General features: G+C 35.6%; 11 protein-coding genes. 6 read left to right on the top strand and 5 right to left on the bottom strand.

The window, feature by feature from the left end; all coding sequences use genetic code 11:
* Nucleotides 1–1229 precede the first annotated feature (1229 nt).
* A complete protein-coding gene (locus ORI89_RS03890) occupies nucleotides 1230–1832 on the top strand; it encodes a trimeric intracellular cation channel family protein (protein ID WP_268229112.1) in 603 nt (200 codons plus the stop codon).
* Nucleotides 1833–1849: 17 nt separating this feature from the next.
* Here the strand turns inward: ORI89_RS03890 and def are convergent, their stop codons facing one another.
* Nucleotides 1850–2434 carry a peptide deformylase gene (def, locus tag ORI89_RS03885; protein WP_268229111.1) on the bottom strand — a complete coding sequence of 195 codons (585 nt, stop codon included), beginning with the start codon at nucleotides 2432–2434 and terminating at the stop codon, nucleotides 1850–1852.
* 72 nt (nucleotides 2435–2506) lie between these two features.
* Between def and ORI89_RS03880 the strand changes: the two genes are divergently transcribed.
* Genes ORI89_RS03880 through miaA form a run of 3 tightly spaced genes read left to right on the top strand, consistent with a single transcriptional unit; the run spans nucleotide 2507 to nucleotide 5462 of the window.
* Entirely contained in the window at nucleotides 2507–3280 is a 774-nt protein-coding gene (locus tag ORI89_RS03880) for a hypothetical protein (RefSeq protein ID WP_268229110.1), read from the top strand.
* 56 nt (nucleotides 3281–3336) lie between these two features.
* Nucleotides 3337–4509, top strand: a complete 1173-nt coding sequence (locus ORI89_RS03875) for a Gfo/Idh/MocA family protein (protein ID WP_268229109.1) — start codon at nucleotides 3337–3339, stop codon at nucleotides 4507–4509.
* Nucleotides 4488–5462 carry a tRNA (adenosine(37)-N6)-dimethylallyltransferase MiaA gene (gene miaA, locus ORI89_RS03870; protein WP_268229108.1) on the top strand — a complete coding sequence of 325 codons (975 nt, stop codon included), beginning with the start codon at nucleotides 4488–4490 and terminating at the stop codon, nucleotides 5460–5462. Before ORI89_RS03875 ends, miaA begins: the two co-directional genes overlap by 22 nt.
* A 24-nt stretch (nucleotides 5463–5486) precedes the next feature.
* Here miaA and ORI89_RS03865 read toward each other — a convergent pair whose 3' ends face one another.
* The 4 genes from ORI89_RS03865 to ORI89_RS03845 all read right to left on the bottom strand — a co-directional run bounded on the left by ORI89_RS03865 (nucleotide 5487) and on the right by ORI89_RS03845 (nucleotide 9314).
* Entirely contained in the window at nucleotides 5487–7040 is a 1554-nt protein-coding gene (locus ORI89_RS03865; RefSeq protein ID WP_268229107.1) for an Rne/Rng family ribonuclease, read from the bottom strand.
* Between the two features lie 277 nt (nucleotides 7041–7317).
* Nucleotides 7318–8154, bottom strand: a complete 837-nt coding sequence (locus ORI89_RS03855) for a tetratricopeptide repeat protein (protein ID WP_268229106.1) — start codon at nucleotides 8152–8154, stop codon at nucleotides 7318–7320.
* 10 nt (nucleotides 8155–8164) lie between these two features.
* On the bottom strand, nucleotides 8165–8449 hold the full coding sequence (locus ORI89_RS03850) for an HU family DNA-binding protein (protein WP_268229105.1): 285 nt from the start codon (nucleotides 8447–8449) through the stop codon (nucleotides 8165–8167).
* Between the two features lie 379 nt (nucleotides 8450–8828).
* Nucleotides 8829–9314 (bottom strand): hypothetical protein, encoded by a 486-nt coding sequence (locus ORI89_RS03845; protein WP_268229104.1) that lies wholly within the window; start codon nucleotides 9312–9314, stop codon nucleotides 8829–8831.
* Nucleotides 9315–9568: 254 nt separating this feature from the next.
* Between ORI89_RS03845 and ORI89_RS03840 the strand changes: the two genes are divergently transcribed.
* Complete coding sequence (locus ORI89_RS03840; RefSeq protein ID WP_268229103.1) at nucleotides 9569–10138, top strand: RNA polymerase sigma factor; 570 nt, start codon at nucleotides 9569–9571, stop codon at nucleotides 10136–10138.
* A gap of 53 nt (nucleotides 10139–10191) precedes the next feature.
* Complete coding sequence (locus ORI89_RS03835) at nucleotides 10192–11349, top strand: FecR family protein (protein ID WP_268229102.1); 1158 nt, start codon at nucleotides 10192–10194, stop codon at nucleotides 11347–11349.
* The last annotated feature ends 24 nt before the right edge of the window (nucleotides 11350–11373 follow it).

Raw genomic sequence — 11373 nt, 5'->3', positions numbered from 1 at the left:
CTGCCGCTAGCGTTCATCCTGAGCCAGGATCAAACTCTCCATTGTAAAAATGAATTGTTGACACCTAACTATTTATAAAATAATTAGAATCGTCTGTTATTTCTGATCTATTGACTAGGTTGTTTTTATATATAACTTTCGTTAATTACAACTACTCGTTACGCTACATGATCATTTCCTTAAAGAACTTTAATCGCCGCCGTGTCGCACTTTGGCTATATTTTCGAGATCCGAAGATCTGTACTTAGCTATTTTATTTTCCTGATCCCCTTGCGGGATCAGCACCCTACGTTTCCGAAGGGACTGCAAAGGTAAGAACCTTTTTGATATCTGCAAAATAAATGTGAAATTTATTTTTAAAGCTTTCCGAAAGGTTAAAAGTAAACGCTAAGACCAAGTCTTAATCGCATCCTGAACACCGTTAAACGATGCTCCCTTCCTGCTTTTTATCATCTTTTCAAACCGTCCCTCCCTTGCGGAGTGGTGCAAAGATAGAGAAATTAATACATCACTTCCAAAACAAATATTGATTTAATAAAAACAATGCCCGCAAAACGCTGGTCCTGTGAACAATAATTTAATTAAATAATAACAACCGGACAGTAATAACGAACAAAGCGCCACAAAAAGGGATCACTTTGTCACGTTCAGCGACTTCTTTGTACGATCGAGTGATCACCTGTTAACAAAAAGCAATCACATTTACACAATAAGTGATCACAATGAGCCAACAAGGGATCGCTTTGTAGCAAGAAGGGATCACTTTACAGGAAAATGTGTTCACTTTGCACTAAATTGCGACCACTTCAGCACGCATAGTGATCACCTTTACACAACAAGTGAACACAATGAGCCAACAAGTGATCACTTTGTAGCAAAAAGGGATCACTTTGTAAGAAAAGGTGATCACTTTGTAAGAAAAGGTGATCACTTCTTAACATAAAGCAATCACTAGTTCGAAACTACCAATCACATGGAGCAGCAAAGGGTTCACTTCGAGCTAAATAGTGATCACTAAAACCAAAACACCGATCGCTACTTAACAAAAACCAATCACTAAAACACAAATAGGGATCACTAAAAGCGAAAAAGGGAACACTGAAAGCGAAAAAGGGAACACTGAAAGTGAAAAACAGATCACTAAAAGCAACGTTTTATCAGTAAACATCATATATGGAACAACTGGACATTTGTTTTTTTTATGTATAATTGCTCAAAAAATCCCTGATATGAATATGATTTACACCATTGACTTACTAGGCACCATGGTTTTTGCCATTTCCGGGGCAATGGCAGCTAATCGTAAGCATATTGACATTTTTGGGGCAACTTTTACAGGTTTTGTTACAGCTATAGGAGGGGGGTCCCTACGGGATATATTTTTAAATCTGAGGCCCATCTGGGTTGGTGATGGAAATTATCTTATTGCAATATTAATCGGAGTCACTATATCCATAATCGCAAATAAACAACTCGATAGACTTTCTAGAACCTTATTCTTTTTCGACGCTATAGGTATTGGTTTTTTCTGCATAGTAGGTGTGCAAAAGTCTTTAGCACATGAAAGCACAGCTATTGCCGCTATTATTTTAGGTATGTTCTCAGCAGTAATGGGAGGGGTCATCAGGGACACCTTAATGAATGAAACTCCGCTAATTTTTAGAAAAGAAATATACGCGACAGCATGTCTTTCTGGCGCAATATTATATGTTATACTCGGTTATCTAGGCGTTGCAGCACCAATAAACGCCTTTGTTTCTGCCTTATTAATATTTATTATCCGGCTTTTAGCAGTAAAGTATAAGCTATCTCTACCTGTTATAGGAAGATAGCTATACGTTAAGTTTTTCTACCTTTTTTTCTTAGGATTAGGAAATTTCATTTTATAACCAACTCTAATCATTCCTTTCGAAATGTTATCTAATCTGTTCTTTAGCATTGTTTTTTTCAAAGCACCAATTCTATCAATAAACAACTTCCCCTCAATATGATCATACTCATGCTGAACAACACGCGCAGCTAATCCAGTCAGTTCTACTTCATGCTCCTCAAAATCTTCATCTAAATAATTAATAAGGACACGTTCAGGACGCATAACATCCTCATTTATATCTGGTATACTAAGACATCCCTCTCCAAAAGCCCACTTTTCACCCGTTTCTTCAACAATTATGGGGTTAATAAAGACCTTTTTAAAATCTTTCAGAGTAGAGTCTACCTCTCCCTCGTCATCCTCAGCAAAAGGACTTGCATCCACAACAAACAACCTTATAGATAGTCCAATTTGCGGAGCAGCAAGCCCTACACCATGCGCAGCATACATAGTCTCAAACATATTAGCTATTATCTCTTTTAAATCGGGATAATCTTCATCTATTTCTTCTGCTTTCTTACGCAGAATTGGGTCTCCGTATGCAATTATAGGTAATTTCATTCTTGAAAAATTTGTTTGCAAAGTTATTAATAAAAACTCACACCATATTATGAATATATTAACTTTGCTAAAATGCAAACAATAAGATCTATTGATATTTTTATTGATGAATTAGTCAGTAAGCTAGATTTACCCTTTGCTCGAGAGGACAATAAATCGCATATAAAAATTAATTTTCATACTATAAACCTTATCGTACTGATTTATCTAGAAGCACAAGCAACACGTTTTTCTTTACCAAATTCCAAAACAATTCATATTGACATAGACCAACTATTAAGCAGCTCTACAAAAATCATAAAACGACTATATTCACTGCTTGGAAAGGGGGAAGTCATTTACGCACGTGAAACAATAGTAGCACGAATAGACAAAAAAGCTTCCCTAGATTTTCAAAAAGAACATCATCTACAGGTAGCCTTACCTGGAAAGTACAGGTATGGTTTATACCTCAACGGAGAGCTTATGTCTATCGCTATATTTAGTGGAGGCAGGCGTATGAATGAAATGCCTGTCGACTACCGCTCTTACGAGCTTTTACGTTTTTGTCATAAAGCAGGATATCGTGTTGTTGGCGGACTATCCAAGCTTATAAAATCATTCCAAAGAGACTTTAAACCAGGAGATATTATGACCTATGTTGATAGGGATTGGTCACAAGATTCAAACCTTCAGACTCTGGGTTTTATCGAAAGAGGAGAAATTGAACCACAATCTTTCTGGGTTAGCAATACGACAAGAATACATATATTAAGTACCGAACACCTCGCGAAACTCCAATCAGAATATCCACATGGATATATAACAAAAAACTCTGGTAGTAAAAAGTTAGTTATCACATTATGAAAAACAGGTACAGTTGCGTATATTTATCGTTTAAAAGAACTTAAACTGTAAAACTTATGAAACGTAAATTACGCATGGGTATGGTTGGCGGTGGTAAAGATGCTTTTATTGGCGCCGTTCACCGTATAGCTGCTTTCATGGATGGGAAGATAGAATTAGTATGTGGTGCATTTAGTGTAGACCCGCAGATTTCGAAAGAATCGGCAGAGGAACTTTTTGTCAGCCAAGATAGAGTTTATGCTAATTACGAAGAAATGATCGCTAAAGAGGCTCTTCTTCCTGAAGGGGAACGCATGGACTTCTTAACAATAGTAACACCTAACTTTTTACATTTTGCCCCTGCAAAAATGGCAATGGAAAATGGTTTCGATGTCGTTATAGAAAAACCTATGACTGTTACTTTAGATGAGGCAAAAGAACTAAAAAACATTGTAGAAAAAACAGGACGTACTTTGTGCTTAACACATACATACTCAGGCTACCCAATGGTTAAACAAGCCAAAGCTATGGTTAAAGAAGGACATTTTGGCAAAATCAGAAAAATTGTAGTAGAATACCCACAAGGTTGGTTAAGCCGTCTTTCTGAACGCGAAGGTAACGCAGGAGCTGCTTGGCGCGCTGACCCTAAAAAATCAGGGCTTTCTTTAGTAATGGGAGATATAGGTACTCATGCAGCCCACTTAGCAGAATATGTTACAGGTCTAAAGATAACAGAAGTATGTGCAGATTTGACAACTTTTGTAGAAGGACGCTTATTAGATGATGATGGTTCGGTTCTTCTACGCTTTGAAGAAGGAGCAAAAGGAGTTTTAATGGCCTCCCAAATATCAGCCGGTGAAGAAAATGCAGTCAGAATACGTGTGTATGGCGAAAAAGGAGGCTTAGAGTGGGCGAATGAGGACCCGAACAACCTTATTGTTAAAATGTTAGATCAGCCTCGCCAGCTTTATAGAACAGGGAATGCCTATACTGCTCCTTATACATTAAGCTCTATGGCGACCCACAATACCCGTATACCAGCCGGTCACCCAGAAGGACTTCTAGAGTCTTTTGCCAATATCTACCGCAACTTTGCTACTACCGTAAGTGCAAAAAGAGAAGGTAGAACACCTACACCTGAAGAGTTAGACTTCCCATCAGTAGATGATGGTGTTCGCGGAATGGCTTTTGTTCAAAATGTGGTAGAAAGCAATGCGAGCAACGAAAAATGGACAAAATTCACCCTGTAATAACAGATAAGTATACAAAAGAATTAAACCAGGTGAAAGAAAGTCTTTCACCTGGTTTTTTATGGATAATTCTAGGTCCAACAGCCTCTGGTAAAACTAAATTAGCGGTCGATCTAGCAAAAAAAATTAAAGGAGAAGTTATCAGTGTAGATTCTAGACAAATATATCGAGGAATGAATATAGGGACAGGTAAAGATCTTGTTGAATATGATACTATTCCATATCACTTAATTGATATACTTGAACCCGGTGAAAAATACAATCTATCGCTTTTTCAACAAGATTTTGAAAAAGCATATACCAGCATCAGAAATAACAATAGTGAAGCGATAGCAGTAGGAGGGACGGGGCTGTACCTACACTCTCTTCTTGTAAATCAACCCTACATTAACATTCCTAAAAACGATACAATACGAGACTATTTAAAAGATTTTAGTCTTCCGGAACTAATAAAACAAGCCCACACCTATAAAATACCGCCAGACTTTAACATTGACTTTAGCACACATAAACGCACGATTAGAGCCATTGAAATACTAGAATATTTAAGTACTACAAGCCGAACCTTAGCTAAAACAAAGACATACCCCTCTCTCGTTTTCGGCATAAATCCACTAGTAGAAGATCGAAGGAATAGGATTAGTGATAGATTAAAAAAGAGGGTAGAAGAGGGACTTATCGACGAAGTAATTACACTTATTGATAATGGTACAAGCCATCAAGATCTGCAATACTACGGGCTAGAGTATAAATATGCTTCGCTTTTTCTTCTCGGAGAGCTAGACAAACAAAGCTTCCTAACTAAATTAGAAACAGAAATCCATCGCTATGCAAAAAGACAAATGACTTTTTTCCGTAAAATGGAAAAAGATGGGGTCAAAATTAATTGGTTACGGTCTGAAACACTAAAAGAGCAAACTCAGGAAATAATTCATATATCAAAACAGGGATGAATAATTCATCCCTGTTTTCATTTCTTACAACTTTATTTCTTCTTCTTTACTATTAAAAAACCTAAACTGAGTTAGGTAATAAGAAGATACAGTTTTTACTTTTATCCATTGACCGTATTTAAAAAACCATTTTATCCTTCTAGAGAACAAACCAGACTTAATGTAGGCGCCTATATAGGGATGTACGCATAACGTAATTCCTTTTTCATTTTGTTCCTGTAGAATAAAACTTAAATTACTTTCAATATCATCAAGTAATACTATACTTGACCTTATTTCGCCGGTTCCTTCACAGGAAGGGCATTTTTCATTTGTTACAACGCTCATTTCAGGTCTAACGCGTTGTCTCGTTATTTGCACTAGCCCAAATTTACTTGGAGGCAAAATGGTGTGCTTGGCTCTATCATCAGCCATACACTCTTTCAAATAACCAAACAGTTCCTTTCTATTTTGAGGTTTATGCATATCGATAAAATCGATAACTACTATCCCCCCCATATCTCTTAAGCGCAACTGTCGGGCTATCTCTTTCGCAGCTTCTTTGTTTACTAAAAGCGCATTTTCTTCTTGATTTTCCTTACTGGCTATACGATTTCCGCTATTAACATCTACTACATGCAGTGCTTCAGTATGCTCTACAACTAAGTAAGCTCCTCCTTGCAGATTTACCGTTTTACCAAAGGAAGCCTTAATCTGTCTTTCAACCCCAAAATGTTCAAAAATAGGCTCTTTATGCTTATATAGCTTTACTATTTTTTCTAAATCAGGTGAAATTTCCTGCACATATGACTTGACTTCGTCAAATAAAGCGGCATCATTCACATGTATATGCGTGAACTCATCAGTCAAAATATCGCGTAAGATCGTTGACGCACGATCCATTTCCCCCAATACTTTATTTGACGGTTCAGCAGCTTTAAGGCGTTTAGTGAAAAGTTCCCATTTAGATATTAAGTCTATAAGGTCTTTTTGAAGTTCTTCAACTCCTTTACCTTCAGAAACAGTACGAATTATTACGCCAAAGTTTGATGGCTTTATGCTCTCAACTATTTTCTTTAAACGTGTTCGTTCAGCTCCTCCCTTAATTCTTTTTGATATGGAAACTGTACTTGAAAATGGCACCAAAACAACAAACCTACCTGCAATAGATAAATCTGAGCTTAACCTTGGTCCCTTGGTTGATATCGGTTCTTTAGCTATTTGCACAGGCAAAAGCACATTCCGACTTAAAACGTCCGAAATTTTTCCCGCTTTATCAATATCCTTTTCAAGCTTCAAACTATTGAGCAGTTTCTCTTGATAACTGCCGTTCTTTACTATACGAGTCAGCTTGAGCAACGATTGAACCTGAGGTCCTAAATCCAAATAATGTAAGAACGCATCTTTTTCGTAGCCTACATCTACGAAAGCAGCATTTAGTCCGGGCATAATTTTTTTTATACGCCCTAAATAAATGTCTCCAACGGCAAAATTATTATCTGCCTGTTCTCTGTTCAGCTCGACAAGCTGTTTATCCTGTAGTAAAGCAATAGTCACTCCTTTATCCGGAGTTGAATCAATTATTAGTTCCTTTACCAACAGCTACTTCTTTAAGGCTCTAGTACAGCTTCTGTACCTACCTGATAAAACATAAAACCCGTTAATGAAAAATACAATCTATAATCTAACCCAAGGTCAAACCATAGATTGTATAATGTCTTTGTCGACAAATGTCTAAAAGACGAACAAGCTTATTTCTTCTTGTGTCTATTTTTTCTTAAACGTTTTTTACGTTTGTGAGTAGCCATTTTGTGTCTTTTTCTTTTTTTTCCGCTTGGCATAGCTTAATGTTTTTAATGTTTTAATAAAATGTTAATTACTTGCTCAGCTCCTCGATACGTCTATCGATAAACTGTGATAGGGTTGGGTCAGCAGCCATTTGCTTACTTTTCTGAAAAGCAGCAATCGCTTCACTTTTAAGCCCGATATTTTCATAACCCGTAGCTAAATAAAAATAAGATTCAGCATCTGGGCTTAACTCGACAACCGTTTTAAAACGCTCAATTGCCTTGTCAAATTGACGAGATTGCAATGAAAACAATCCCAAAGTTCTGTTTGCTTGAATATTGTTAGGGTCCTTTTCAACAACCTCACGTAGTAAGGCTATTCCAGCCATAGGGTTTCCTGTTCCAGTAACCATAGCAGCTCCCAGCCCTGTTTTAGCCTCCAAGCTACCGCCATCCAACTCATTAGCTTTCTCGTAAGATTGTATCGCATAGCGGTTTAATGCTGTTGCCATCGCAGTATCTTGCAAGTTAGTATAAGCAGAACGGTAAGCGTCGCCAGACTTCAACCAATATTCAAATTTCGGAGCAATTTTAGCCATCTCCTCATAAATAAAGCCCTGTGGTGCATATTTAGCTAAATCGTCCCACTTTTGTGCTAATTTTTCCAATAAAGGGAGCTTTTGTTCTCCTTCAGCTTGGCTTAAACGTTCCTCTAACGCACTGATTTCTTGAGCCAAACTTGGACTAATGCTTTGCTTGGTAATTTCAGATACGCTTTTAAATGTAAAGGCCGAAGAAGCTTCCGTAGTTTCTGAACTCGCGCTTCCTTTATCTTCAGTTACCAAACCTTTTATAGGCCGAACTAATAATCCTCCCATAAGAAGAACTACAAGTCCTATTGCTATTAATTGCTTGGTATTTAACATCAGTCTCTATTTATTGATTTCCTTGCTTAACTTTTTCAACAAAAATCTTAGCTGGCTTAAAACTAGGCACATAATGTGCTGGAATAATAATAGCCGTGTTTTTTGAAATGTTACGTGCCGTTTTTTCAGCTCTTCTTTTCACAACGAAGCTACCGAACCCTCTAACATACACGTTTTCTCCGCTAATCATTGCATTTTTAACAACTTTGAAAAATGCCTCAACTGTCTCTTGAACATCTACCTTCTCTAACCCTGTTTTGTTAGAGATCTCTGCAATAATTTCTGCTTTAGTCATATCTGTTTTACTGTAATTATTTATTTTTCAACCCTTAACACAACAGCTGTTTGGGGATGCAAAAGTATCTTTTTTTTATGACGATTAAAAATTTATTTCTGTTTTTTTACCAAAGATGACTCTATTGAAGCTTTTCTGTATCAGTTGTTTATAAAAAAACACGCTTCACAATGCTCTTCACCTCTTCCCAAACAACACGCACAAACCTTACTACCAGAGAGTTGCAAAACAAATACCCAAATCAACCGCTATTTTAAAACAAGAGGATCAAGTAAAAGTTACAGCGAGCTAATTTAGCGAAAATAATTAACAGATAAGTCTTTCCGTGTTATCAAAAATAAGAAAAGTAAAAAATAAAATTATACTATACGTAAACTGTTTACCACTTTTCAAAAGTCTCTTTAAGATGATAATTGAATGGAATATTAATGTTTAAAGAAGTCGTTATCCCATTTAAAACTCCTATTGATGATTTTGATTTTACATCAAAACCATACCCGACGCCTATATCAAATAACGACAATACACTAATGCCAATTTTTGGAGTCAGCGTATATGGAGTTACCTCTGCCTTAAGATAAGGGAATATCAATTTATCTCCAAGGTAGTAGGTAATACCCAACTCAGGAATAACTGTTGTTTTCTTTTGCATCCATGATAAGTTAGTGCCTGCTTCAACTTTTATATAATGCTCATTATTAGGTGCGAATAGCCCCCAACCTGATACCTTCATAAAATTACCCTTTTGGTATTGCCAACCGGCCGATGCCCCAAAAATCCAATTGGGATATTCTGCCGTTTGAGCGGTCGTATCGAGACGTCCACAAACGATGAAAGTAAACAATAGAAACAAAACTTTCTTCATGAAGGTGCTGTCTAGTTAAAACATTGTTTTTTTATCAATAACAGATTTTATATATGCACTAACAAAGGCTTAGACTTTAATATAATCCTGAACACAAATATAATAATTAAATAAATTATCAGGAGAAGCACAAGTCTTCATAACCCCTTTAAAGAACAAAATCATCAATTTGGTTTTACAGTATAGTATAATTAGTTTTACAGAGAAGCTATGCAGCTCTAACCTCCTAATTATAAATTATGTCCATGCTAAATATGTCAGACGAGCAACTTGTAAATCTTCTTAAAAAAGGAGACGAATCAGCTTTACAGTCAATTATGCTAAAATACTGGGAAGGCATGTATAAGATGGCAGCCCACACTCTAGAAAACTCTCTTTCTTGCGAAGATATTGTCCAGGAAATTTTTATACAGATATGGAACAATAGATCAAATTTAAAATTAAGACACTCTTTAAAGGCATATTTATTCGCTAGTACACGCTATGCCATTTATCGCGAAGTAAGAAAAGATTTGCGTCAAAAAGAAGAGTATAAGTTACAAGATATTAGTTTCGTTGAATATTACAACCCACAAAAAAATCTTGAGTATAACGAGCTAATTATTCATATTGAAAAAACCGTTGAAAGCTTACCAGAACAATGTCAAAGAATATATCGACTAAGTAGAGAAGAACAACTGAGTCATAAAGAAATTGCATCCATTCTTAAAATATCTACAAAAACAGTTGAGAATCAAATAACTATAGCTTTAAAAAAAATAAAAAAAGCAATAAAAAGAAACACATTATCTATCTCTTTATTCATTATTTCACTTTTCGTTTAGGGGATACCGTATTTTTCTAACTCTCCTAGATAAAACCTCAATAACTAATCAGATTGGAAAAAAACAAACTATATAATATTATCAAAAAAATATTAATCGGAGCAGCTAACAAAGAAGAAGAAGAATCTATAAATCAGCATTTTTCAAAACACTTTAATAGTACTGAATGGGAGGAACAGTCCCTTGGTAATAAAGAAAAAATACAACAAAAAATCCTCACCCAGGTCGAGCAAAAAATAATATATGAAAAACCTACATACAAAAATATATACTATAAATATTATGCGATTGCCGCATCACTGGTATTTATAATAACAGCAAGCATATTGATTTATATAAACTCTAATAATAAAATGACTCTAAAGACAGATTTTCAAACTAGTTCTCTTAAGCCAGGGACCGACAAAGCTTCTTTAGAATTAGCAGATGGTCGAATAATTAACTTAGAAGACTTAAAAGTAGGTAAATTACACCAAGAAGCTTCCTTTTCAATAGAAAAATCTGAAGAAGGAACTATTAACTATAACTATCAATCTAGCACAAAAATAAAAGAAAATGCTCCAATTAAATGGAACACATTACGAACTCCTTTTGGTGGTAAATATCATATTGTTTTAGCAGATGGTACAAAAGTCTGGATGAATGCAGGAAGCTCACTAACCTTCCCTGAGCACTTTTCCCAAAAAGAACGAACTGTTCACGCTTTTGGTGAGGTTTTCTTTGATGTTTTTCACGACAAATCCGCACCTTTTATTGTTCATACAGAAGGTGTAGAAATTCAAGTTCTAGGAACATCTTTTAATTTATCAAACTATACAAAGTTTAACAATCAAACATCCACCTCTATAGCCCTTCTTGAGGGAGCAGTTCAATTAAAGTCAGAAAAAAAGACAACAAAATTAACGCCTGGTAATAAAGCTACAATTATTAACAATACGCTAAATATTACTCCTTTTGACCAAGAGTCTGAAATGGCATGGAAAAACAATCAATTTATTTTTAAAGATAAAAACATTAAAGAAATCATGGAACATTTATCACGTTGGTATAATGTTAAAGTGGAGTATTTAGGAGAAGACTGGCAAAATAAAAACTTTACAATAAGAATGTCTAGAAGAGATGATTTAGAAGAGATTTTATCCATTATTGAAAAAACACAATCAATAAAATTTCAAACAAAAGAAAGGAGGATTATCATTAGCCAATATTAAGACACTCGAGCTAATTGTAATAAA

Origin of the sequence: Sphingobacterium sp. UT-1RO-CII-1, assembly GCF_026711005.1 — a bacterium.
Lineage (GTDB): Bacteria > Bacteroidota > Bacteroidia > Sphingobacteriales > Sphingobacteriaceae > Sphingobacterium.
The sequence above is the reverse complement of the archived record's forward strand: the minus strand, read 5'-3'. Positions and strand labels throughout refer to the sequence as shown.

Coding starts and splice junctions, on each gene's coding strand:
- ORI89_RS03855 (WP_268229106.1), bottom strand. CDS start 8,154: ATGTTAAATACCAAGCAATTAATAGCAATAGGACTTGTAGTTCTTCTT.
- miaA (WP_268229108.1), top strand. CDS start 4,488: ATGGACAAAATTCACCCTGTAATAACAGATAAGTATACAAAAGAATTA.
- ORI89_RS03890 (WP_268229112.1), top strand. CDS start 1,230: ATGAATATGATTTACACCATTGACTTACTAGGCACCATGGTTTTTGCC.
- def (WP_268229111.1), bottom strand. CDS start 2,434: ATGAAATTACCTATAATTGCATACGGAGACCCAATTCTGCGTAAGAAA.
- ORI89_RS03845 (WP_268229104.1), bottom strand. CDS start 9,314: ATGAAGAAAGTTTTGTTTCTATTGTTTACTTTCATCGTTTGTGGACGT.
- ORI89_RS03875 (WP_268229109.1), top strand. CDS start 3,337: ATGAAACGTAAATTACGCATGGGTATGGTTGGCGGTGGTAAAGATGCT.
- ORI89_RS03880 (WP_268229110.1), top strand. CDS start 2,507: ATGCAAACAATAAGATCTATTGATATTTTTATTGATGAATTAGTCAGT.
- ORI89_RS03850 (WP_268229105.1), bottom strand. CDS start 8,449: ATGACTAAAGCAGAAATTATTGCAGAGATCTCTAACAAAACAGGGTTA.
- ORI89_RS03840 (WP_268229103.1), top strand. CDS start 9,569: ATGTCAGACGAGCAACTTGTAAATCTTCTTAAAAAAGGAGACGAATCA.